The sequence below is a fragment of the Kitasatospora sp. NPDC098663 genome (assembly GCF_044760075.1).
Classification (GTDB): domain Bacteria; phylum Actinomycetota; class Actinomycetes; order Streptomycetales; family Streptomycetaceae; genus Kitasatospora.
On sequence record NZ_JBIWAP010000018.1, the window covers coordinates 160,423 to 183,737 of the forward strand.

The window sequence follows — 23,315 nt, forward strand, 5'->3', positions numbered from 1 at the left end:
CGGCGGTCAGCCGGTCCGTCCTGGTGAGGTGGGGCGCAGGGCCATGAAGCCGCCGACGGGCTCGAAGCCGAGGCTGCGGTAGAGCGGGGCGCCGGCGTCGGTGGCGCGGTCGCTGGAGCGGGCGCGGCGGTCGGACAACTGCTCCTAGCTGTCGCGGTCGGCAAGCTCCGAGAGCGCGGTGTCGCGCATGATGCGGTCGACCGAGTCGTGGAGGGTGCTGTCGCTGCCGACGACGGTCTCGATGCCGCCCGGGAGCAGGTCGTGCTCGCGGTACCAGTCGCGCAGTTCCCGCTCGGTGACGGCCGCCAGGTACTCGCGGTCGGCCTTCGAGGCGTGCCGGACCAGCGTCTCGTCGATCGGGATGTCGAGGTAGTAGCAGCGGGTGACGCCGCGATGGTCGTCCACCAGGCGCTGGAGCATCTCGCCGTAGTGGTCGGCGTACAGGATGCCTTCGATGACGACGTGGTAGCCGGCGCCCAGCGCGTACCGGGCGACGGTGTCGATCAGGCCGATGTTCGCGCCGCCGGGGCGGTCCCGCTCGCGCAGCACGATGCGGCGGAGGTTGTCCTGCGCGACCACGGCCAGGCCCCGCCCGAACCGGTCCCGGATGCCCGCCGCTACCGACGACTTGCCCGACGCCGAGTTTCCCCGAACGACCACGAGACGGGTCTCCGCGCTCCCGGCAGGCATCCCGGTCGCTGGGGGCGCCGGGTGGTTCACGGCGCTCATGCCGGCCAACCGACGACGGACAGCGGGCGGCCGGCGGTGATCTGCGTGAGCGCGTCCGCGGTGTAGCCGACGATCGGCTCCGGAAGGCCGTCCAGCGGCCAGAAGCGGAGAGCGGTGCACTTGTCCGGTTCACGGTTGGTGATCTTGCCGGTGTACGCGCGGGGGGTGAAGAACAGCTGGAGGCGTCCGGCCCCGTCGTCGGCGTCGAGGTGGTGGAGGGTGTGCACCAGGACGAGGTCCTGCTCCCGGATGGTGATGCCGAGTTCCTCCTCGGCCTCGCGGGCCATGCCGGCCAGGACGGACTCTCCCGCTTCGAGGTGGCCGGCCGGAGCGTGCCAGTGCCGGTCGGCGAACGCGGTGTTGGCGCGCTGTCCGAGCAGCACCCGGCCGTTCTCGATCAGGACCAGGTGAACTCCGACACTCAGCGTGTGCGGCACGGGGATGTCTCCTTCCAGGGGCGGGAGAGAGCCAGCGCGGGGAGTCCGGCTGGTTCAGGACATGGCGAAGCTGCGATCAAACTGGTGATCGTCAGTCGTACGTGAGTGCGTCGGCAGGTGTCCCACCGTAGGCGGCCCGGCGAGGCAGTGTCGGCGTGTCGCGGCAGATGCCACACGATCCGGTGAACGGCCCCAACTCGTCATACTGGTAAGGCGATTGCCGACCGGCCAGGGCGCCCTCGGTGCGGAACAGCTCATCCCCGCGTCCGTCCCGCGACTACGTGAGCTGGCTGGGGTCACCTCGCCGCAGGTCACCGACCCCGGCCTTGTCCGGTAGACCATGGACCTCCGGCGGGAGCCCGTCCGTCACGTCCTGGACCAGGTGGAGCAGCGCCTCGGCACTAGGCTGGATCGGACCAGCGTGGTGAGCAGGCGCCGGACGGTCGGAGCCGGCACCGACCGCAGCAACTGGGTCCGGACCGAACGACATGGGCGTGGAACCCGCGCAGCGCGAGGCCGCGCGACTGATCCGGCCCCTTCAATCGAGCTGAACGCAGCTGTACTGCTACTGCACCATCGTCACCGAACACGGAAGGAGCAGGCATGGACCCCACCACGCGTCCTCCGGGCGGCCACGACGCCGAGGACATCGCGAGCATGAAGGAGCGAGGCTGGCGCGATCTGGCACCCATCGACGAGGCGTACCAGGCAGGCGAGATCACGGCGACCGAGTGGCACTCCGCTGTCCTGAACGTCATCGAACCGGCCTACCTCAACGGCGACAACCCGCGGGCCCAGTCCGGCCACAGCGGCGACGAGATCCGCTGGCGAGAAGCCCGTGGCCTGCTCGTCGACCTGCTCCCGCCTCACGGCGGGACGTTCCTCGACGTCGGATGCGCCAGTGGCCACCTGATGGAGAGCCTGACCAACTGGGCGGCTGAAACAGGGATCATCATCGAGCCCTACGGGGTGGAGATCTCCACGGCCCTCGCCGACCTCGCCCGAACGCGCTGCCCGAAGTGGGCGCATCGGATCTGGACCGCGAACGCGATGGGCTGGAAGCCTTCACATCGCTTCGACGCCGTCCGCACCGGCCTGGACTACGTACCGACGGACCTGCGTGGAGCCTACGTAGCCCATCTGTTGGACCATGTCGTCGCCCCGGGCGGCCGATTGATCATCGGCGTCTACAACGAGGAACGAGACCAAGTCACAACGGCGGACCTGCTGCGGTCCTGCGGCTACACCCCGGCCGGTACCACCACAAGAGACCACCGGCACCCCAAGATCCAGTACAAGGGTCTGTGGCTGGCCAACGCTTGAGCAGCCGCTTCGCTCCCGGCGCCGGGGCACGCACCCTCCAGCGCTCTGTGGACAGCGTGCTCGTCTCGACAGGCCGGTACCGTCGGCGAACAGCCAGTCATCACGCGTAGCGCCGGCACGGACGCCAGAGCCTGGCCCATGGCGGTGTCGAACCCGCCGCCTTCGTGAATACGGCAGTTGGGCATTCGGGCGTAACGTCATCGCGCCCTGGCGGCTCGTACCAATGGGGCGGGACGACCAACATGCACCCTCGGTAGATCCCTCAGCCGGTCCCGCCGTCGCTCGCAGCGGGGTGGGACCCGGCTTCGCGCTGTCACCCGCGTGGGATACGCCGGGCAGCCCCACCGGTTACGTTTCGGGACGTCCTCAGAGCGTCCCGAAACGTGGTTGGAAGGCACCCAGTAGACCCGTCAGAATCTGGAGAATTCTCCATTCTGGCGGCGCAAGGTAATCGCAGCCTGGAGAACCGCGCTCACTCCTGGAACCGGATCAATTCGCGCAGCTCTCCTTCTGGACACTGTTCCCCTGAAAGGCAGGTGCCCGTGAAGCACGAAGCAATGCAGAAATCCGTGAAGGTGATGGACAATCGGTACTCGTCCGGCATGCGTAAATGGAATCTCCGGTTCGGCATTACGTCCCGCTGCAATATCCGCTGCCAGTACTGCCTTCCGGAAGGGAAGCAGGGAGTCATCGTTCAGCCTTCGCTGGAGGAGGCGATCGAGGTCCTGCAGGCCGGCTATGACATCGGCTTCCGGAGGGTCCACTACACCGGTGGAGAGCCGACCGTGAGGCGCGACTTCGTGGATCTGCTGCGTGCCGGCAAGGAGATCGGCTACGACCAGCAGATCGTCACGACCAATGGCTACCGCCTGCACCACTTCATCGAAGAGGCGATCGATGCCGGCCTGACCCGGGCGATCGTCAGCATCGACACCCTGGATGAGCAGCGCAATCTGTTGATCACCCGGCGGGGCTTTCACAGTGACACCCTGCGCAGCATCGAGCGTTCGGTCGAGTTGCTGCCGACTCTGACGAAGATCTCGTGCGTGACGATGCGCGACACCCTTCACGAGCTGCCCGCCTTCATCGACCACGCCCGTGAGCTGAACAACAGCGGAGGGGCGGGCCAGCTGGCGATCAAGCTGAACCAGTTCTTCCCCTCGAACCCCGCCCAGCTCGGCGCCGAGGGCGAGGCCTTCTGGAAGAACCAGTTCGTGGAGGAGCAGGCGATCCTCCAAGCGCTCGCGAAGGCGGGTGAACTGCGGCCGGTGCGGCGGGAGTCGATCGAGGGCGACAATCCGAGCTACAACTACTTCGAGATCGGCGACACTGGGGTAAAGGTCGCGGTGCTCGCGATGTTCTCCTGGGACTACCCGTGCGGTGGCTGCTGGAAGCTGCGGATCAGCCCGAACGGGATGACGACGGTCTGCATCAGCCAGAAGAACCCTCCGGTCCTGTGGGGGATGTCCCTGGATGAGAAGCGCGAGACGTTCAAGCGGCTGACCGGCTACCGCGACAGCGAGCAGTTCGACATCGACAACCCGAACCGCAAGCACTACCGCGACCAGCTCGGCGAGTTGCGGTTCGACAAGGTCATCGGCGAGCAGAAGACGATCGCGCACTTCCGCACCATCTTGACCCGCGAGGCGCTGGAAGCGCGGGGGGAGATGTGACGGGCCTGGAGCGCCTGTGCTTCGGCACTTCGACGTTCGTCGCCGGCCGTCTGCTGCCCGGCAAGGACTCGCGGCCCGGTCTGGCCGCGCTGCGTACCGCGCTGGAGGCCGGGGTCCGCACGATCCACTCCAACCCGCACCTCGGCACGCAGTGGGCGGTGCGGGAGGTGCTGGACCACGTCGGCCCCGTTGCCGGGCTCCGTCACCTGGTCAAGGCGGAGTGCCCGCTGCGGGGGGACCTCGAAGCGCGCATCAGCACGGCCATCGAGATGTCCACCGGCCAGCTGGGCATCGCCCGGATCGACGCGGTAGTGCTGCAGGTTGACCTCAAGCGCACGGAGCGGGCTGAACTTCTCAACGACCAGAAGGCGTTGAGGGATTTCTATCGGCATGGCTCCCGGGTCGCGTTCGCTTCGGGGCGGATCGGCGCGGTCTACGCCTACTGCCACGGCCCGGCCGAGGTCCGTGCTGCCCTGCGGGAGGAGTCGATCTCCGCCGTTGCCGCCCAGTACCACCTCGCCTCTCCGTGGCCGATCTCGCATCTGGCCCAGATCTCGCAGGCCGACCGTGGCTTCGTCGGGATGTCGCCGCTCAACCGCGGTGCCCTGATCGACCCGCTCGCCCGCACCGCCCGCGGCAGACTCCGCCCTCTCACCTGGGCGCTGAGTGATCCGCGTGTGGAGGCCATCGCCATCACGATGTCCTCACCGGAACACGTCAACGAAGTGATCGACACCGTCCGGAACTCGCAACGCTCAAGGCCCTCCGGTCCCCGCACCAGCAGCACCGGATACAAGGAGGCCATCCTGTGATTGACGTCGCCCTGCCACGAACGGGCCCCGAGGGCCACGTCCAGGCCGGCAGCATGATCCTTGCCTCCAGAGCCCTGCGCCCGTGCGTGGGAGGCCACAAGCAGATCGGCGAGGGCTGTTGACTCTGACCTTGGGGCTGAACTTCGGTACCCACGACGCGGCAGCGGCCATCGTTCACAACGGAACGGTGGTCGCCGCCGTCGAAGAGGAGCGCCTGAATCGGATCAAGAACACGAAGGTGTTCCCCGAGCAGGCGATCCGGGCCTGCCTGGACCTGGCCGGCGCCCACCCACAGGACCTCGACCAAGCAGCGCTGTTCGTCGACCCGAAGCTCCACCTTCTCCTGGCGCCGTCGAACCTGCGCTACGGCACACCGGCGTCGATCGGTTCGGTGCTGTCCGACCTGGCCAAGTACCGCACGCGGCGCAGGCTGCCCCAGGTGGTTCGCCGCAGCGGCCTCTTACCGGCCCACCTGCCGCTCATACCCGTGCCGCACCACCGGGCGCACGCCGCCAGCGTCTACCTGACCTCCCCCTTCGATGAGGCGCTGGTCGTCACCCTCGACGGCCGCGGCGAGTACGAGACCGCCGCGATCTACGACAGCACCGACGGCCGGATGACGAGGCGCCATCACATCGTCTACCCGCACTCGTTCGGATACCTGTACAGCGCCCTGACCCGGTACCTCGGTTTCTGTCCGCAGAGCGACGAGTGCAAGGTGATGGGCCTGGCAGCCTACGGAGGCCCCCGGTACTTCGACCAGATCGGGCGCCTCGCCTGGTTCGACCAGAGCGTCGGCCGACTGCACCTGAACCTGCGCTACTTCGACCACCACCGCCGGCCCAGCGCCCGGCGCAACCTGTTCAGCCCGGCTCTGGTCGAACTCCTCGGGCCGCCCCGGCACCCCGAGGACGCGATCACCGATCGGCACCGCGATATTGCCCGCGCCCTCCAGCACCTCCTGGAGCAGCTGGTCTGCTCCTACCTCACCTTCGCCCAGCGCCTCGTACCACGACGATCGCTCTGCCTGGCCGGCGGCGTCGCACTCAACTGCGTCGCCAACGCCACCGTGATCGCATCGGGCCGGTTCGACCGGATCTTCATCCAGCCTGCAGCAGGCGACGCCGGCACCTCCATCGGCGCGGCGCTGGTCACTGCGGTCAGCCCGGTCCGGAGCCCGCTTCGACACGCCTTCCTCGGCCCCTCCTACGACGAGGAGACCATCCGCTCGGCCCTGAGCGGCATCCCTACCAGCCGGTACCGGGTGCGGCGCACGGCCGAGCCGCACCGGGACGCCGCCCGGCTGCTGAGGGCGGAGAAGGTGATCGGCTGGTTCCAGGGCCGCATGGAGTTCGGACCGCGGGCGCTGGGAGCCCGCAGCATCCTGGCCTCTCCCCAGTACGCCACGACCGCTTCCCGGATCAACGCCATGATCAAACAGCGGGAGGCGTTTCGCCCGTTCGCGCCGGCCGTACTGGCAGAGCACGCCGACGACTACTTCGCCCTGCCGTCCGCCGGCGCACTCGTCTACCCGTACATGCTGGCGACCGGCACGGTGCACCGGCAGCAGCGGGATCGCCTGCCAGCCGTGGTCCACGTGGACGGCTCTGCCCGGGTCCAGACAGTGCACCGGGATACAAACCCCTTGCTGTGGAACGTCATTGACGCCTATCACCAGCTCTCGGGTCTGCCCGTCGTGCTGAACACCTCGTTCAACGGCGCGGACGAGCCGATCGTCTGCACCCCGAGCGATGCGGTCGCGACCTTCCTGAAGTGCGGCCTGGACGCACTCGTGGCCGGCCCGTACGTCATCGAGGAGACCACGCGGTGAACCACCCCGGCGGCATCATCCCCGCCCCCTTACGCATAGCGGTGGAACGGGAGTTCGGACCCGTCCTCCGCATCGAGGAGCGCCCTGGCGGCCACACCCCCGGCATCAGCGCCGCTCTCACCCTGGCCCACCGACGCGTCTTCCTCAAGGCGATAGCCGTCTGCCACCCGCTCTCGAAGGATCACCAGCTGGAGGCCGGGATCAACTCCGTCCCGCCAGCCGGCCTCGGGCCTCGGCCGCTGTGGTCCGGGACTGTCGACGGCTGGCTCATCCTCGTCTTTGAGTACGTCGACGGCCGCCACCCGGACCTGAGCCCGCGCTCACCGGACATCCCGATGGTCCTGGCCGCTCTGCGGGAGACCCTGGAGGAGTGCGGCCTGACGGCGACGATCACCGGCTACCTCGGCTCTGTCGACTACACCAACCGCAAGGGGCAGCGAGGCCGGCAGTACGCCTTCACCGCCACCGCGCCCATCATCCTGAGCGAGCACGACGACTTCGTCTGGGCCAGGCCGAACGCCCTGCCGGACGTCTCGGACGCAGTGCGAGGGCTGATCGCGCTGGCCGAGCGACACTCATCAGCTTCGGCAACCGGCTCTCACGAGAACCGGCGGCAGTGAAGCTGCCGAGCTGGCAAGACAGCGAGCCACACCCACCACCGTGATGTCGCTCAGGGTGATCGGACGAATCTGTACGGCGATTCTGCGTTGCTCGCGGCGGCCCGAGCAATCTATCCTCTGGGCAACGCGCTGACGGAGACAAGTAGCCGCAGGGCACGCGAGCCGAGAGAGCTGCCGGCAGCTGGGAAGGCAGCCTCGCGTCCTGGGGTGAATCCCCTCCCGAGTGGGGGGAGGAACGGCCGGCTGCGGCCCAATGCCCCGCCGGTTCGCTCCCGTTATCGAGCTGTCGAGGCCGTCACCTCCGGGTGCCGGCGAAGGCGTGGTGGCACCGCGAGTTCCCTTCTCGCCCACGCCCCCAAGGGATCACGTCGGACTCCGACTGATCGATGGGACCCGAAATGCTGGACATCACCGTGATCCGAGAGCACCCCCAGCGCGTCGAGCGCGCGCTGGCGAAGCGAGCCCTTCACATCGACCTCACCGCCTTTCTCGCCCTGGACGAGAAGTACCGGCACGGCATGACCGAGGTCGAGACGCTACGCGCCGAGCGCAAGCAGATCTCCCGCGAGATCGCGCGGCTCGACTCGGCGGACCCCGCCGCCCACGCCAAGCGCACCGAGGCAACCGAACTCGGTACCCGCCTCGCCGCACTCGAGGAGCAGCTCACCACCCTGGCCGACGAGCGCCAGGCGTTCCTCGACCAGCTGCCCAACCTGCCCGACGAGGACGTGCCGACCGGCGGCAAGGAACAGAACCAGGTCGTCCGCGCGCACGGCACCCGCCCGGCCTTCGACTTCGAGCCGCACAACCACGTCGATCTGGCCCGCCGACTCGGTCTGATCGACTACGAGCGCGGCGTCAAGCTCGGCGGCACCGGCAACTGGGTCTACCGCGGCAACGGCGCGCTCCTCGAATGGGCGCTGCTCAACTTCTTCATCGAGACCCACGTCCAGGACGGCTACGAGCTGATCCTGCCGCCCCACCTGCTGACCTACCAGGCCGGCTACACCGCAGGTCAGTTCCCCAAGTTCGCCGAGGACGTCTTCGCACTCGAGCAGGGTCCGGCCGGGCCGCAGCGGTTCCTGCTACCGACCTCGGAAACCGCCCTGGTCAACCTCCACCGCGACGAGGTCCTCCCGGAGGCCGAACTGCCGCGCAAGTACGTCGCCTACTCGCCCTGCTACCGGCGCGAGGCCGGCAGCTACCGCGCCGCCGACCGCGGTACCCTTCGCGGCCACCAGTTCAACAAGGTCGAGATGTTCCAGTTCGCGCACCCCGACGCCTCCGACATCGCCCACGAGGAACTCCTGACCAAGGCAGCCAACTTGGTCGAGGCGCTCGGCCTTCACCACCGAATCACCCGGCTGGCTGCCGAGGACACCAGCGCCTCGATGGCCAAGACCTTCGACGTCGAGGTCTGGCTGCCCAGCATCGACGGCTACGTCGAGGTGAGCTCGGTATCGAACGCCCGGGACTACCAGGCCCGGCGCGGCAACATCCGCTACCGCCCCGTGGCAGGAAAGGCCGCCTACCTGCACACCCTGAACGGCTCCGGGCTGGCCACCAGTCGGCTGGTGCCGGCCCTGCTGGAACAGCACCAGCAGGCGGACGGCACCGTCGCGGTGCCGACCGTGCTGCAGCGCTGGCTCGGCTGCAAGTCCTTGACCCCAGCTGAACGCAGGTAGTCGTACCAGCGGCAGGCCCGGAACACAGCGCGTCCGGGCCGACAGCGGGCCACTGCCCAGGGCACTGCTACAGCGGTGACCTGGGCAGTGCGTGCTCCCCCCAGAGCAACGCATGGACCAGGTGTTGGGCGGGGAGGCTGGCAACGTGACGGAGACCTTGCCACAGTGGGCGCGGCGGATCGCCGAGCAGGAGCTGGCGGACACCCTGCCGAGGCGGTGGTTGCACTCCCAAGGGGTGACACGTCAAGCCGAGCAACTGGCCGCGGTCGCCGGGCCGGATGATGGCCTGCTGGTCGCCGCCGCAGTGCTCCACGATGTCGGCTACGCTCCCCGCTTGGCCCTGACGGGCTTTCATCCTCTCGACGGTGCAAGGTTCCTGCGGGACGAGCACGGCGCGGACACGCGGCTCGTGCGACTGGTGGCAAACCACTCGCTCGCCCTGCTGGAAGCTGAGGAACGCGGGCTACGCGAAGCCCTGGAGTGGGAGTTCCCGATGCTCGCCGACCAGGTACTGGTGGACGCCCTGATCTTCTGCGACATGACCACTACCCCCGACGGGAAGCCGACCCGTTCCAGGGACCGGGTCGCGGAGATCCTCGCCCGGTACGGAGCAGACACGCTGGTGGGACGGTTCATCCAGCGAGCCCAGCCGGAGATCGCGGCGGCGGTGGCCCGCACCGAAGAGCGGATCGCCGCCGCGGGTCAGCCGAGGTAGGGGTACCGCCCGCTGAGGTAGTGGCCGATCTGCTGCCGCATGCTCGGGTGGATGTCGTACTCGTCCAGGTCGCCGGGCCGCACCCAGCGCACACCGTCGGCCTCATCGTTGATCGTCGGGGTACCGCCGATCGGGCGGCCGATGTACGCCACCTCGAACTGCTGGCGGGCTTCGTCGTTGCTGCTGTAGACGACGATGTGCTCCGGATTGGAGTAGACCCCGAGGAGACCGGTCACCTCCGCCTTGATCCCGGTCTCCTCCTCGCACTCTCGCACCGCGCAGTCGGCGGCGGACTCACCGATGTCCTGCTTCCCGCCGGGCAGCGCCCACTGCCCGGTGTCGCGTCGGCGCTGCAGCAGGATCTCGCCGACCTCGTTCTGCACGAGCAGGTTGCTCGCAGGGACCAGCGAGTTCGCGGCCGGTGCGTCCGGATCGCCGTAGTACTCAGTCCTGCCGGCCATGAGACTGGCTCCCCTGTGCGTCGTCGTTCCACGGCCGGGCGGAGTTCCAGACCGCGTCGAAGCTCGAAGCGTAGCCGCTGAACCAGCCCAGCCGGCCGTCGTTCTGAAGGTGCAGCAGCGGGTTCGCGGACGCCGGCCGGCCCCAGACGTGCGGGTTGACCAGCAGGTCGTCGTCGTAGCGGAACAGCGAGTTGTACAACGTGGTGTCGTGCAGGCGGATCTCGCAGCCGGGCGTGCCCAGCAGCGGTCGGTAGTAGGTCAGCGAGGCGCGGATCTTCGCTGCGAGGGCGTCGCCGATGCCCTCCTCACGTCCGCGGATCGCCACCGCGCGGCCCTGCGGGTCTCCGAAGCACAGCCGGACCTTCACCCCGGCCGCCGCGCGCTGCGCCAGCATCGTGGCGATGCGCGGGTTCGACTGGGCGAAGAACGTCCCCGAGAACACCAGCACGTCAATGTTCTGGTCTGCCTCCAGCAGCAGGGAGAGCCACATCTCCCGCGGGACGCCGGCACGGTCGGGGTATGTGGCCACGAGGCCGACACCGGGACCGGTGACCTGTGCGGACCGGGGATGGGGCTCCGGCCAGAGGAAGGTCTCGTCCACCTGGAGGTGGTGCGCAACAGCCCACCGGTGACGGGCATGGGGCACGCGACCGCCCAACCAGCGGGTCACGGTCTTGGGGTCCACCTCGCAGACCGTTGCGAGTGCCGCAGGGGGCACACCGCGCTGGACGAGTGCGGAGCGCAATCGCTCGTTCACAGCGGATATCCAACCGGACTCCACCGGGACCCGCAAGGACGTCCTGGGACGCCGGAAGAGTCCAGGTTCACCGGCCCACGGCCACCACTACCGTCTCGGAGAAGAAGAACCGCCCATCTCGGGCCGCGGCTTGCACGCCCGCGTGCCAGTCTGTGACCTCGGCTGCGGTGACCGTCGTCGTGCCACGTGCAGCTGAGCCCAGCAATGCTCTGCGCATGTCGGCCAGTCGACGTTCGGGGTGGCCCGTGAGTACCGTCGAGGCGGTCGTGAGTGTCTCGGTGCGCTGCAGGGTCAGCCCGGCGGCCCCGACCAAGCCAGGCAGCGCGCGACCGATGCGGCCGTTCGCGTGGTCCATCCACGGTTGGCGATCGTCGGTGAAGGCGTGGCACACCCGCCGGTCCAGGTCAGCCGGCGGGCCGGCCACCATGATCGAGTCGAAGTCGACGTGCGCGAGCACCAGGGTGCCCTCGGCCCTGAGGAGTCGAACGGCCTCGCGAACGAGCTCCGCAGGGTCGGTGAGGCACTCGAGTACGTTGTAGGACACGACTGCGTCGGCGCAACCACCGGCCAGGGGGAGGGACCGCCGCAGGTCTGCCTGGACGAGCTGTACGCCTCGACCATGCCTGGTCAGGCGGGTTCGTGCGGTCGAGAGTGCCGCCGCTGACCGGTCCAGACCGACGAGTCGTGCCCGAGGGTGGCGGCGGGACATCGCAGCGAGCGTCGGTCCAGCGCCGCAGCCGAGATCGACCAGTGTCCCGTCCGCGGGCAGCTGCGACAGGTCTGCGAGGAGAGCGTGAATCGGCTCATCAGCCTCGGACATCGGACACCTCCAGCCCGGGCCGCAATGCGCGGACGTGGGCGTGCAGTTGGTCAGCAGCGGTCGGCGGAAGGGGATCAGGGTGGCATTGTGCTGGCGCGGCGGTGGTTGTCACTACATCAGGTCCGGCGCCTGGAGGCCGAGCAGGTCGAGGTCCCGGGCCAGCGTCTCCGCGGTCAGCCGGCACAGTGCCACCCGGTTCGTCCGGTGGGCCGGTGTCTCCGCCTTGAGGACGGGACAGGACCCGTAGAAGTCGGTGAGGGCCTTCGTCAGCCCCAGCGGCGCCGGTCTTGTTGAGCCGATGCGCGCGCCATCACTGCAAGTCTCTTGCGAGAGCGGATCGCGGAAGTCTGCCGAACCTCTGCTGAACCATCTCCGGATGGCGGTGTGCCCCCTCTGGCATTTCTGCCTGGTGTCAGTAACATGAGCAATCCTCATGTTCTCGTCAGGAGGTTGCCATGCCGGATCGCTACGACCTGCCGGCGGGGTTTCGCTGGGGTGCCGCCACCGCCGCCTACCAGATCGAGGGAGCGGTGGACGAGGACGGCCGCGGGCCGTCCGTCTGGGACGTCTTCGCCGCCCGCCCCGGCGCCGTCCGGGACGGTCACACGGGCGCGGTGGCCTGCGACCACTACCACCGGTACCCCGAGGACGTCGCGCTGATGAAGGACCTCGGGCTCGACGGCTACCGCTTCTCCATCTCCTGGCCCCGGATCCTCCCGACGGGCGCGGGCGCCGTCAACCCCGCCGGACTCGCCTTCTACGACCGGCTCGTCGACGCGTTGTTGGAGGCGGGCATCACCCCGCTGCCCACCCTCTTCCACTGGGACCTCCCGCAGGCACTGGAGGACGGCGGCGGCTGGCTGAACCGCGACACCGCCTACCGCTTCGCCGAGTACGCCACCGTCATGGCCGACCGCCTCGGCGACCGCGTCCCCGCCTGGATCACCCTCAACGAGCCCTTCGTCCACACCGTCTTCGGCTACGCCCTCGGCACCCACGCCCCCGGCCGCACCCTGATGCTGGAGGCCCTCCCGGCCGCCCACCACCAGCTCCTCGCCCACGGCCTGGCCGCCTCGGTGCTCCACGACCGCGGCCTGGAGGTGATGCTCTCCAACAACCTCACCCCGGTCGAGCCGGCCACCCCCTCCGACGCCGACCTCGCCGCCGCCCAGGCCTACGACGCCCTCCACAACCGCCTGTTCACCGACCCCGTCCTCCTCGGCCGCTACCCCGACCTCTCCGCCCTCGGCGTCCCCGACGACCTCTACGGTGCCATCCACCCCGGCGACACCGACCTCATCGCCGCCCCCGGCCTCGACGGCCTCGGCCTCAACTTCTACAACCCCACCCGCATCGCCGCCCCCACCGAACCGGGCCTCCCCTTCGACTTCGTCGACATCCCCGATGTTCCCCACACCGCCTTCGGCTGGCCCGTCGTCCCCTCCGCGCTCACCCAACTCCTCCTCCAGCTCCGGGACTTCTACGACAAGGCCCTCCCGCCCATCACCATCACCGAGAACGGCTGCTCCGTCACCGAGGAGACCGTCCCCGACCAACCCCGCATCGACTTCATGTCCGCCCACCTCGACGCCCTCGCCCGGGCCGCCGCCGAGGGCATCGACATCCGCGGCTACTACACCTGGTCCCTCCTCGACAACTTCGAATGGGCGGAGGGACTGTTCAGGCAGCGCTTCGGTCTGGTCCACGTCGACTTCGCCACGCAGCGGCGCACCCCGAAGGCCTCCTACGCCTGGTACCGCGACCTGATCGCCGCCCATCGTGCTTCTCGTACAAGGTAGTTGGCGTCCAGCCGCTGCGGTTGGGTGGCCCTCTCGGCAGCGGGCTGAGTGAGCCACCTGGACAGCGTAGGTCGCAGCAGCTGTGCCTGAGGTTTGCGTAGAAGACAGGGTGTTCGACAAGGCCGCAGCCCGTGGTGCCTGGGCCGGCGCGTAGGGACATCACGCTGGCGCTGGTGTGCCATCGATGTCGCTGCTCCGGATCATGTGGATGATGCGGGTCGCCCAGTCGGTGGGCCGCTCGCGGCCGAGGAGTTCGGAGAGCCGGTTCATGCGGGTCCGGCGTTCGACCATGGTGAGGTCGAGGGCCCGGCCGAGGACGGTGCTGAGGTCTTCCGGTGAGTGCGGATCGGTGAGCAGTGCGGCCTCGCCGAGTTCGGCGGCGGCGCCGGCGTGGCGGGAGAGCACCAGGACTCCCGGATCGGCGTGACGGTGCAGGACGGCGGCCCGGGCGGCGACGAACTCTTTGGCGGTCAGGTTCATACCGTCCTGGAGGGAGGTCACCCAGAGCACGTCCGCTGCCAGGTACTCGTCGACGACCTCGGTGGTGGACAGGCGGTGGGGAAGATAGTCGACCGGTTGCCAAGCTCCCTGCCGCCAAGCGGCGTTGACCTCGGTGACGCGTTGTTCGAGGTGGTGGCGGGTGGTGTCGTAGGCGGTGATGCCGGGCTCCGGTGGTGGGCAGACGAGCCGGAAGGTGAGCCGGCCGCGTAGTCCGGGTCGGCGGGTGAGCAGGTGGTCGATGGCGTCGACCTTCTGGATCGGGGCCTTGGCGTAGTCGAGGCGTTCGACCGAGAGCACGACACGGCCGATGGTCGGGCGGCGGTGCGGCGCGCGGAGGCGGGCGAGCTTCTCGATGGCAGGTCGGTCGATGCCGAGCGGGTGGACACCGACGCGCGGTGGTTCGGGCAGGCCTGCCAGGGTCCGGCGGAAGTGGTCAGCGAATTCCTGGGTGTGGAAGCCCGCCCAGTCGAGGCAGGCCAATGAGGAGCGCAGTTCGGCGGCGACCGGGAGGGTGGCGAAGGTCTCCGGGGCGGGGAACGGGGTGTGGTGGAAGATCCCGATTCTGAGGTCGGGTCGGATGCGGCGAAGCCGGCCGGGGACGAGCCAGAGGTTGTAGTCGTGGAGCCAGACGGTGGCGCCGGGGGCGGCCTGTGCGCTGATGTGTCGGGCGAAGCGTGCGTTGACCGTGCGGTAGTCGGCCCACGCCCGTTCGTCGTGGACGGCCCGGCCCGGTTCGGACATCAGTACCGGCCACAGGGTTTCCTTGCAGGCGCGGTGGAAGTAGCCGCTCCAGGTGGCCGGGTCCACCGGTACGGTGGCCAAAGGGAGTGTGGCGGGTCGCGGGAGCGGGGCCTGTTGGTCGCGCCCGGTCAGAGTGGTGACCCAGATCCCCGGCAGGCCGTCGGAGAAGGCACTGGTCAGGGTGGGCAGGATGCCGTTGGGGCTGCTGGGCGGCTGCCAGCTGTCGCCGTTCCAGTGCAGCGGCGGGCGGTGGTAGGCCAGCACGAGGGAGTGCCGGTCGGCGGGGCGTTCGTGGCTGGGGCCGGGACTGGGGCCGGGGCCGGGATCGGGGGAGAGCCAGCCGAGTTTCTGGAGCGCCGCGTGGATGCCGGCCGCGCCGGCCCGACCGGGGCGTTGGACGCGGGGGTCGTCGGCGAGGGCGGTGAGCAGTGCGGGTTCGGCACCGGCGACGACCACGGCGTGGGTGCCGGTCCGGAACAGCGAGAGGTCGTTGAGGGAGTCTCCGGCGACGAGGATCTCCTCGGGCTGCCAGCCCAGCTTCCCGGCCAGGGCCCGAAGGGCGTTGCCTTTGGAGGCTCCTGGTGGCAGGACGTCGAAGTAGCGGTCCGCCGAGTACACCCAGGTGCAGCCGAGGGCCTCGACGGCCTCGGTGAGTTCCCCGGTGAGCCGGCCGGGGGCGAGGTGGTAGGAGCAGCGGCCGTCTTGGACGACGGCGTGCTGGTAGACGAGTTCGGGGAAACGGCGTAACGCGACGCATACCCGATCCGGTCCCGGCCAGCCGGCCCGCAGCTGTTCCTGGACCGGGTCGACGGAGGTGAAGTCCATGCCGTCGATGACGGTCGCGCCGACGTCGGCGATGATCCACCGGGGCCGAGGGACGAGCAGATCGCGAAGGACCTCACGGATCGAGGCCAGTCCGCGTCCGGTGGCGAAGACGGGGGTCACCTCGGGGTGACGGGCCAGGGCGTCCCTTAGCCGACGTCGGTCGTCGCGGGTGCCGCCGAGCAAGGTGCCGTCCAGATCGGTGACCAGAATCCTCGACATCCGAGGGACGCTAACACGACCACGGCCCGTTCTGAAGCGTTCACCTCATGCTGTTGTCCGTCGGGTTCGGCCGGGGCCGACGCTGGAGTGACCGGCCCAGTCGGCGGTCGAGCTCCCCGGCGTGCAGGGCCGCACTGGAACCGGGCCCGGTGGTCGCCGCGGCTCCGCAGGCTGCCGCTACGGCGAGACAATCGGGCAGGCTCCAGCCGTCGAGAAGCCCGTGCACCAGACCCGCGTTGAAGCAGTCGCCCGCCGCCGTCGGGTCGATGGCGCCGGCCTGGAGGACGGCTTGGGTATCGTGGCGCTCGCCGTTCCGGACCACGGTGGCACCGTGCGCGCCGCGCGTGACCACCAGGGTGGGCACCAGGCGGGAGAGTGCCGCGATCCCGTCGTCCAGGTCGCCGGCGCCGGTCAGACGCAGGGCTTCTCCATCGTTCGGCGTGAAGACGTCGACCAGTGCGAGGACGTCACGGACGGCCGGATCGTCGAGGGTCGCGGATGTGTCGTGGCAGTCCATGACCACCAGCGTGCCGATCTGACGTGCGGTTCGGACCGCGGTCGCCGTCTCGTCGTCCCACCGCAGTTGGGGAAACATCAGCACGCGTGGGCGGAAGCGCCGCAGCAGCGGGACGAGCGGCTCGGGGTCGATCGGGTCCTGGAAGCTGACCATCGCCCGGTCGTCGCCGGACGACAAGGCGACGGTCAGGCTCCGCAGGGGGAAGGGGTGGTGACGGAAGGCGGTCTCGTCCAGTCCCTCCTGCCTCACACAGGACAGCACATGGGCGCTGAACGGGTCCGCGCCGAAGTCCACGCTCCACACCACCTGCCGCCCCAGCCGGTGCAGCGCCATCGCCAGCGTGTACGCACCGCCCGGCACCAGGCCGAAACCATCCGCGAACACCTCCGTGCCCGGCAGCACCGGCCGCTCCAGGCCGTGGAAGACCAGGTCCACGAAGTAGGCTCCGGCGACGAGGACTTCGCAGGTCCGTGCCGCTTCGTTCGTCTCCATTCGGCGAGCATAGGGTCATCGAACGGCTGGACGGGGTGAAACGTGACCTGGTCGATCGGCGGGATGAGCGGCGGCCGCAGCCCCGCCACGAATCGGGATGACGATGAACAAGCCTGTGCGCCGCGCGCTCGCGACCGGAGCGGCCCTGGGGACAATGAGGCTCTTCGGGGCGGACCGATACGATGACAGCCTGTTCGACGGGCCGAGGGCTACTACCAGCGCTTCGGCATCGTCCACGTCGACTTCGGCACCCAACAGCGCACCCCGAAGGCCTCCTGCACCTGGTACCGCGACCTGATCGCCACCCGCCACCCGCCACCCGCCGCGCGCCGCGACGCGCTACCGGGCGTCGGCAGCAGGTGTCTGGTGCCTCGCCCGGTAGGCGCGCTTCTTGACGAGGGCGCCGCAGGTCTTCATCGAGCACCAGCGGCGGGCGCCCGCGCGGGAGGTGTCGACGAAGGGGGCGCCGCAGTCGGGGTTTCCGCAGATGCGGACGCGGGTGCGGTGCTCCGATGCGCAGAGGGCGATCAGATCCCGGGCGACCATCGAGAGCACCGCCGCGACCGCGTCGCCGTGCCAGTGCACGGTGGTCGCGTCGGGGGCGAGTTCGGGTGTCGAGGGGGGTTCGGCGGCGGCGCGGTTGACGAGGGCGATGTCGTCGGGCGAGGGCGGCGCGGCGTCCGCCAGGGCGCGGCCGGTTCGCTGGATCGCCTCACGTAGTCGCCTGGCGCGGCCGAGGTCGGCCTCGGTGCAGGGCGGTGCCGCTGTCGTGCAGTCGCTTTCGACGGCCCAGCGGCTCAGGTCCTCGGGCCGGGCGAGCCGTTCGAAGGGCGTGTCCGCGCCGCGGTCGGCCAGGGTGCCGGCGAAGGCGAAGCACAATCGCGCGTCGTCGAAGCGGAAGTCGGCCTTGGCGCGCTGGCGCCCCTCGCGGCTGTCGTCCCTGCCGATCCTGTCGTCCATGTCCACCACTTTAGGTGGTTGACATGGCTCCGGGCAAGCGACTAGCTTCCAAGTCCACCGCTTGAACCGGTGGACTTCAGGCGGTTGCTTCCCGCTCCCGTCGACTCTCGCCAACGCCCAACGCCCAACGCCCTTCAGCACGAGGAGGCCGCGCCATGCGCGCCGCAGTCATCGAGGAACTCCACAAGCCGCTCGTCATCCGCGACGTGCCCGACCCCTCCTGCCCGCCGGACGGCGCCATCGTGCGCGTCGGGGCGAACGGGATCTGCCGGACCGACTGGGCCCTGTGGGCCGGGGAGTTCTGGACGGGCGGACCGCGTGTCGAGGCCCCGTTCGTCCTCGGCCACGAGTTCGCCGGCACCGTCGTGGAGGTCGGCCGCGAGGTACGGGGGTGGAAGGAGGGCGACCGCGTCATCTTCCCGATGAACCCCGGCGAGGGCTCGTGCGAGATGTGCCGCAGCGGCAATCAGCACGTCTGCGAGCACGTGGACTCGCTCGTGCCCGGGGTGTCCTACTGGGGCGCCTTCGCCGAGTACGTCATGGTCCGCTTCGCCGACGTCAACCTGGTCGAAGTGCCGGAGGGCGTCGGCTTCGTGGACGTCGCCGCGCTGGCCTGCCGCTACATGACGGCCTTCCACGGCGTCGTCGACCAGGCGAAGGTCCGCGGCGGCGAATGGGTCGCGGTGTACGGCGCCGGGGGCGGCATGGGGCTGTCGACGGTCGAGATCGCCGCGGCGACGGGCGCCAACGTCATCGCGATCGACATCACGGACGACAAGCTGGACGCCGCCCGCGCACTCGGCGCCGTCCACACCGTCAACGCGGCGACCGACGACCCCGCCGAAGCGGTGAAGACCCTCACCGGCGGCGGTGCGCACGTGTCGGTCGACGCCGTGGGCATCGCCGCGGCCTGCCGCAACTCCGTCCTCTCCCTGCGCACCCGCGGCCGCCACCTCCAGCTCGGCCACACCACCGCTGCGGAACAGGGGGACGTCGCGCTGCCGGTCGACGTCATGATGGTCAAGGAACTGGAGTTCCTGAGCGCCTTCGGCATGCAGGGCCAGCGCTTCGGCACGATGTTGAACATGATCGCCGCCGGTCGCCTCGACCCCGGCCGCATCGTCTCGCGCACCGTCGGCCTCCACGAGGCGAGCGAGGTCCTGGAGTCCCTGGAGACGTACGGACCCACCGGCGTGGTCGTCATCGACGCGTTCCGCCCCTGAGACGTCTCCCCCTGAGACGTCTCCCCCCTGAGGCGCCTCCCCCTGAGACGTCTTCCCCCGAAACACCTCCCCCCGAGAGCAGGAACGACCATGCCCGCATCCCGTCAACTGATGGACCAGGAACTGAGTCTGGCCCTCGACGCAGTCCCCATGACCCCCAACGGCGCGTTCGACCTGACGGACCTCGCCGCAACGCGCGCGGCGTTCCGCGCCCAGGCCGAGGCCGCCGCCGACGCCCAGCCAGGCGACCCGTCGGTCACCGTCGAGACGCACCTCGCGCGCCGAACGGACGGCCCCGACGTACCGATCCGCCTTCTGCGTCCCACCGAAGCGCCCGGACCTCTGCCGGTCCTGCTCTGGTTCCACGGCGGCGGACAGGTCCTCGGCTTCGCGGCCCAGGACGACCCGTGGCTCACCCGGCTGAGCGCGGGCCTCGGCTGCGCCGTCGCCGTGGTCGACTACCGGCTCGCCCCCGAGACACCCGCCCCCGGCGCCGCCGAGGACGGCTTCACCGCCTACCAGTGGCTCGGCCGCGAGGCGGAGGCCCTGGGACTGGACGGCACCCGCATCGGCATCGGGGGCCAGAGCGGCGGCGGAGGCGTCGCGGCGGCCACGACCCTCCTGATCCGCGACCGCGGCGGCGTGACACCGCTGTTCCAGTCACTCACGTATCCCATGCTCGACGACCGCAACCGCACCGCATCGAGCCACGAGATCACCGACATCGGCATCTGGGACCGCTCGACCAACCTCCTCGCCTGGCAGGCGATCCTGGGCGACCGCGCCGGCACCGACGACGTCTGCCCCTACTCCGCCCCCGCCCGCACCACCGACCTCAGCGCCCTGCCACCCACCTTCATCACCGTCGGTGACCTCGACTGCTTCCGCGACGAGAACCTCGACTACGCCACCCGTCTGCGGGCCCACGGCGTCCCGGTCGAATTCCACCTCTACCCAGGCGCCTACCACGCCTTCGACCTCATCGCCCCCCAGTCCCGACTTGCCACCACGTTCCACCAGACCTGGTCCAACTACCTCACCCGCCAGTTCCACACCGCTCCGTCCCCCACCTGACATCCGCGCCGAGGACTGTTCGGCCGTGGAGGAAAACGAGAGGAAGCGAGAGGAAGCGAGAGGAGAGGGGAGGAACGGTGAGGGTCCGGCCGGCCCCGGGGGCGGGTGAGCCGTCCGGTGTCGCGGCGGGACGCGCTGCCACCTGCGCTTCGCCCCCATCAGCGTAGTGTGGCCCGCTCGTGGGAGGGGCGCGGTAGATCATGGGTGTATGGCCAGAGACACGGGCCGCTCCTCCTGGCTGCCCCTGCGCCGATCGGGTAGCCGTCGTGAGCGGCGACACCCACGCTCAGCCCCGCGGGAGCAGTCGGCGCATCGCCTGTGGTCGGTGATGAGCATCCGGAGTGTCGCCGGTCAGATGTTCGTCCTACAGGTGCTGATCGTGCTGTTGCTGGTGGTGACGGCCGTCGTGGTGCTGCTGGTCCAGTCCCGCAGCGACCGGTTCGACGCGGCGCACGGCCGTACGCTCGCCGCGGCCCAGGGGTTCGCCCACGGTCCCGGCCTGGTGGCGGCGATGCAGGGCCCCGACCCCAGCGCGGTGCTCCAGCCGCTGGCCGAAGCGGCCCGTACGGCTGCCGGGGTCGACTTCATCGTGGTGACCGACCGCAACGGCATCCGCTACACCCACCCCGATCCGGAGCTGATCGGCAAGATGTTCATCGGCACCATCGGGCCGTCGCTGCACGGCCAGGTCACCATCGAGGACGTGCACGGCCCGCTCGGCTCCGAGTACCAGGTGGTCGTCCCGGTGGAGGACTCCCACGGGGCGGTCGTGGGCATCGTCTCGTCCGGGATGAAGGTCTCCAACGTGAGCAGCGCGTTCAACCGCCAGCTGCCGGTCGTCCTGGGCGTCGGCGCTCTGGCGCTCGGCCTGGCCACGGCCGGTACGGCGCTGGTGGGAAGGCGTCTGCTGCGGCAGACCCGGGGCCTGGGGCCGGAAGAGATGACCCGGATGTACGAGCACCACGACGCGGTGCTGCACGCGGTGCGCGAGGGCGTGGCCATCGTCGGCGGCGACGGCCGGGTCCTGCTCGCCAACGACGAGGCGCGCCGCCTGCTCGACCTGCCCCCCGACGTGGAGGGGCGCCCCGTCGCCGACCTGGGCCTCGCCCCCCGCACGTCCGAACTGCTGATCTCCGACCGTGCGGTCACCGACGAGGTGCTTCCCGTCGGAGACCGCCTGCTGGCCGTCAACAGCCGCCCCACCGACAGCGGGGGAGGCCCGTCGGGCAGCGTCACCACCCTGCGCGACTCCACCGAACTGCGCGCCCTCGCGGGGAAGGCCGAGGTCGCCCGCAGCCGGCTCAGGCTGCTCTACGAGGCGAGCCTGGCGATCGGCACGACCCTGGACGTCCGGCGCACCGCGGAGGAGCTCGTCCGGACGGCCGCCCACGAGTTCTGCGACTACGCCACCGTCGACCTCGCCGAGGCGGTCCTGGACGGCGAGGAGCCACGGGCCCTGCTGGTCGATGCCCCGGTGGAGCTGCGGCGGGTGGCGCTCGCGGGCGTCCGGGACGATTCGCCGCTGTACCCCCAGGGGGAGCTGGTCAGGTGGGGCCGGGGCACCCCGCAGGCGGCGGGTTTCGTCCGGGGGAGTCCCACGCTGGTCACCGAGCTGGCGACCGACGCCGGCTGGCGCATGCAGGACACCGAGCGTACGCAGGCGGTGCTGGAGTTCGGTCTGGGATCGCTGATCGCCGTTCCGCTGTCGGCACGGGGCGTGCTGATGGGCATCGCCTGCTTCTGGCGCAGCCGTGACAGAGGCCCCTTCGAGGAGGAGGACCTGTCCCTGGCCGAGGAACTGGCCGCCCGGGCGGCCGTGTCCATCGACAACGCCCGCCGCTACACGCGCGAGCACACGATGGCCGTCACCCTCCAGCACAGCCTGTTGCCGCGCGCGTTGCCCGAGCAGAGCGCCCTCGACATCGCCTACCGCTACCACCCCGCCCAGGCGGGGGTCGGCGGCGACTGGTTCGACGTCATCCCGCTGTCGGGCACCCGGGTCGCGCTCGTCGTCGGGGACGTGGTCGGCCACGGCCTGCACGCGGCCGCGACCATGGGCCGGCTGCGCACCGCGGTCCAGAACTTCTCCACCCTCGACCTGCCGCCGGACGAGCTCCTCGGACACCTGGACGAACTGGTCGCCCACATCGACCAGGAGACGGCGGCGGCCGAGGGCGAGCTCGCGATCACCGGCGCCACCTGCCTCTACGCCATCTACGACCCGACCACCGGCATCTGCGCTCTGGCCCGGGCGGGCCACCCGCCGCCCGCCCTCGTCCACCCGGACGGCACGGTGGAGATCCTCACCCTTCCCGCCGGCCCGCCGCTCGGCCTGGGCGGGATGCCCTTCGAAGCCACGGAGGTGCGGGTGCCGCAGGGAAGCAACCTGGTTCTCTACACCGACGGCCTCATCGAGGACCGCACCCGCGACATCGGTGTCGGCCTGGACATCCTCACCGCCACCCTGGCCCGCGCGGACCGGTCGCCCCAGGAGGTCTGCGACGCCGTGCTCGACGCCCTGCTACCCGTCCGCCAGACCGACGACATCGCCCTGCTCGTCGCCCGCACCCGGATGCTGGCGCCCGATCGGCTCAGCGAGTGGGAGGTGGCCGCGACCCCTGCGGCCGTGGGCCGGGCGCGGGCCGAGGCGACCCGGCAGCTCACCGAGTGGGGCCTCGAGGAGGCCGTGTTCGTCACCGAACTGGTGCTCAGCGAGCTGGTGACCAATGCCATCCGCCACGGGACCGAACCGATCAAGGTGCGGCTGCTGTACGACCGCACGCTGATCTGCGAGGTCGCCGACACCAGCAGCACCGCCCCGCACCTGCGCTACGCGGCCGCCGAGGACGAGGGCGGCCGCGGCCTGTTCCTCGTCGCGCGGCTCGCCGAGCGCTGGGGCGTGCGCTACACGCCCTGGGGCAAGATCATCTGGGCCGAGCAGTCGCTGCAGCCGAGCGCCTCGATGGCCTGGCCCGTGATCGAGTAGCCGAGCAGCCCTCCTAGGGGCAATGCCGGTGACTTTAGGTTGTTGCCGGCTGGGTGATTGTGACTGTTGCCGGTTGTGGTGGTGGCCAGTTGCGGTGTTGGGCGCGTTTGAGGGG

General features: G+C 70.0%; 21 protein-coding genes and 1 pseudogene. 12 read left to right on the top strand and 10 right to left on the bottom strand.

The genetic code is table 11. The features are described from left to right. Positions 1 to 6 precede the first annotated feature (6 nt). Genes ACIQVZ_RS21165 through ACIQVZ_RS21175 form a run of 3 tightly spaced genes read right to left on the bottom strand, consistent with a single transcriptional unit; the run spans position 7 to position 1,166 of the window. Positions 7 to 138, bottom strand: a complete 132-nt coding sequence (locus ACIQVZ_RS21165) for a hypothetical protein (RefSeq protein ID WP_402451972.1) — start codon at positions 136 to 138, stop codon at positions 7 to 9. A 6-nt stretch (positions 139 to 144) separates the two neighbouring features. Continuing rightward, positions 145 to 690 (bottom strand): AAA family ATPase, encoded by a 546-nt coding sequence (locus ACIQVZ_RS21170; protein WP_402452017.1) that lies wholly within the window; start codon positions 688 to 690, stop codon positions 145 to 147. A 35-nt stretch (positions 691 to 725) separates the two neighbouring features. Beyond that, entirely contained in the window at positions 726 to 1,166 is a 441-nt protein-coding gene (locus ACIQVZ_RS21175; protein WP_402451973.1) for an NUDIX domain-containing protein, read from the bottom strand. A 603-nt stretch (positions 1,167 to 1,769) separates the two neighbouring features. On the opposite strand from ACIQVZ_RS21175, the gene ACIQVZ_RS21180 reads away from it, so the two are divergent. The 7 genes from ACIQVZ_RS21180 to ACIQVZ_RS21210 all read left to right on the top strand — a co-directional run bounded on the left by ACIQVZ_RS21180 (position 1,770) and on the right by ACIQVZ_RS21210 (position 9,825). Beyond that, a complete protein-coding gene (locus tag ACIQVZ_RS21180; RefSeq protein WP_350884023.1) occupies positions 1,770 to 2,489 on the top strand; it encodes a class I SAM-dependent methyltransferase in 720 nt (239 codons plus the stop codon). 542 nt (positions 2,490 to 3,031) lie between these two features. Then, on the top strand, positions 3,032 to 4,162 hold the full coding sequence (locus tag ACIQVZ_RS21185) for a radical SAM protein (RefSeq protein WP_402451976.1): 1,131 nt from the start codon (positions 3,032 to 3,034) through the stop codon (positions 4,160 to 4,162). Further along, a complete protein-coding gene (locus ACIQVZ_RS21190; RefSeq protein ID WP_402451978.1) occupies positions 4,159 to 4,974 on the top strand; it encodes a hypothetical protein in 816 nt (271 codons plus the stop codon). Before ACIQVZ_RS21185 ends, ACIQVZ_RS21190 begins: the two co-directional genes overlap by 4 nt. 118 nt (positions 4,975 to 5,092) lie before the next feature. Then, positions 5,093 to 6,805, top strand: a complete 1,713-nt coding sequence (locus ACIQVZ_RS21195) for a carbamoyltransferase (protein WP_402451980.1) — start codon at positions 5,093 to 5,095, stop codon at positions 6,803 to 6,805. Beyond that, positions 6,802 to 7,425, top strand: a complete 624-nt coding sequence (locus tag ACIQVZ_RS21200; protein ID WP_402451982.1) for an NUDIX hydrolase — start codon at positions 6,802 to 6,804, stop codon at positions 7,423 to 7,425. The genes ACIQVZ_RS21195 and ACIQVZ_RS21200 overlap by 4 nt, the downstream gene beginning before the upstream one ends. 386 nt (positions 7,426 to 7,811) lie before the next feature. Continuing rightward, positions 7,812 to 9,110: a serine--tRNA ligase gene (gene serS / locus ACIQVZ_RS21205; protein WP_350884033.1), complete on the top strand. Its 1,299-nt coding sequence runs from the start codon at positions 7,812 to 7,814 to the stop codon at positions 9,108 to 9,110. Between the two features lie 112 nt (positions 9,111 to 9,222). Next, the gene (locus tag ACIQVZ_RS21210; protein ID WP_402451985.1) at positions 9,223 to 9,825 is read left to right on the top strand and encodes an HD domain-containing protein; all 603 of its coding nucleotides are present in this window, start codon (positions 9,223 to 9,225) and stop codon (positions 9,823 to 9,825) included. Here ACIQVZ_RS21210 and ACIQVZ_RS21215 read toward each other — a convergent pair. The 4 genes from ACIQVZ_RS21215 to ACIQVZ_RS21230 all read right to left on the bottom strand — a co-directional run bounded on the left by ACIQVZ_RS21215 (position 9,813) and on the right by ACIQVZ_RS21230 (position 12,298). After that, entirely contained in the window at positions 9,813 to 10,286 is a 474-nt protein-coding gene (locus ACIQVZ_RS21215; RefSeq protein ID WP_402451987.1) for an NUDIX hydrolase, read from the bottom strand. The genes ACIQVZ_RS21210 and ACIQVZ_RS21215 overlap by 13 nt on opposite strands. Further along, the gene (locus ACIQVZ_RS21220) at positions 10,270 to 11,043 is read right to left on the bottom strand and encodes an XRE family transcriptional regulator (protein WP_402451991.1); all 774 of its coding nucleotides are present in this window, start codon (positions 11,041 to 11,043) and stop codon (positions 10,270 to 10,272) included. Before ACIQVZ_RS21220 ends, ACIQVZ_RS21215 begins: the two co-directional genes overlap by 17 nt. Before the next feature lie 67 nt (positions 11,044 to 11,110). Beyond that, positions 11,111 to 11,863: a methyltransferase domain-containing protein gene (locus ACIQVZ_RS21225; RefSeq protein WP_402451992.1), complete on the bottom strand. Its 753-nt coding sequence runs from the start codon at positions 11,861 to 11,863 to the stop codon at positions 11,111 to 11,113. A gap of 111 nt (positions 11,864 to 11,974) precedes the next feature. Further along, a complete protein-coding gene (locus ACIQVZ_RS21230) occupies positions 11,975 to 12,298 on the bottom strand; it encodes a DALR anticodon-binding domain-containing protein (protein ID WP_402451994.1) in 324 nt (107 codons plus the stop codon). A 20-nt stretch (positions 12,299 to 12,318) separates the two neighbouring features. Here ACIQVZ_RS21230 and ACIQVZ_RS21235 point away from each other — a divergent pair, with 20 nt between their 5' ends. Beyond that, complete coding sequence (locus ACIQVZ_RS21235; RefSeq protein WP_402451996.1) at positions 12,319 to 13,662, top strand: GH1 family beta-glucosidase; 1,344 nt, start codon at positions 12,319 to 12,321, stop codon at positions 13,660 to 13,662. Between the two features lie 159 nt (positions 13,663 to 13,821). Here the strand turns inward: ACIQVZ_RS21235 and ACIQVZ_RS21240 are convergent, their stop codons facing one another. Beyond that, the gene (locus ACIQVZ_RS21240) at positions 13,822 to 15,948 is read right to left on the bottom strand and encodes a trehalose-6-phosphate synthase (protein ID WP_402451998.1); all 2,127 of its coding nucleotides are present in this window, start codon (positions 15,946 to 15,948) and stop codon (positions 13,822 to 13,824) included. A 40-nt stretch (positions 15,949 to 15,988) separates the two neighbouring features. Next, positions 15,989 to 16,957, bottom strand: coding sequence for a carbohydrate kinase family protein (locus ACIQVZ_RS21245; protein WP_402452001.1), 969 nt, complete (start codon positions 16,955 to 16,957; stop codon positions 15,989 to 15,991). A gap of 210 nt (positions 16,958 to 17,167) precedes the next feature. On the opposite strand from ACIQVZ_RS21245, the pseudogene ACIQVZ_RS21250 reads away from it, so the two are divergent. Then, positions 17,168 to 17,254: pseudogene (locus ACIQVZ_RS21250) on the top strand (family 1 glycosylhydrolase); the annotation flags it as partial. Between the two features lie 42 nt (positions 17,255 to 17,296). On the opposite strand, the gene ACIQVZ_RS21255 reads toward ACIQVZ_RS21250, so the two are convergent. Then, a complete protein-coding gene (locus ACIQVZ_RS21255; RefSeq protein ID WP_350887508.1) occupies positions 17,297 to 17,917 on the bottom strand; it encodes an ABATE domain-containing protein in 621 nt (206 codons plus the stop codon). A 155-nt stretch (positions 17,918 to 18,072) separates the two neighbouring features. Here ACIQVZ_RS21255 and ACIQVZ_RS21260 point away from each other — a divergent pair, with 155 nt between their 5' ends. From ACIQVZ_RS21260 to ACIQVZ_RS21270, 3 genes are all read left to right on the top strand, one after another. Further along, complete coding sequence (locus ACIQVZ_RS21260; protein ID WP_350887506.1) at positions 18,073 to 19,140, top strand: alcohol dehydrogenase catalytic domain-containing protein; 1,068 nt, start codon at positions 18,073 to 18,075, stop codon at positions 19,138 to 19,140. Positions 19,141 to 19,230: 90 nt separating this feature from the next. Beyond that, positions 19,231 to 20,214 (top strand): alpha/beta hydrolase, encoded by a 984-nt coding sequence (locus ACIQVZ_RS21265; protein ID WP_350887503.1) that lies wholly within the window; start codon positions 19,231 to 19,233, stop codon positions 20,212 to 20,214. 328 nt (positions 20,215 to 20,542) lie between these two features. Continuing rightward, complete coding sequence (locus tag ACIQVZ_RS21270) at positions 20,543 to 23,200, top strand: SpoIIE family protein phosphatase (protein WP_402452005.1); 2,658 nt, start codon at positions 20,543 to 20,545, stop codon at positions 23,198 to 23,200. The last annotated feature ends 115 nt before the right edge of the window (positions 23,201 to 23,315 follow it).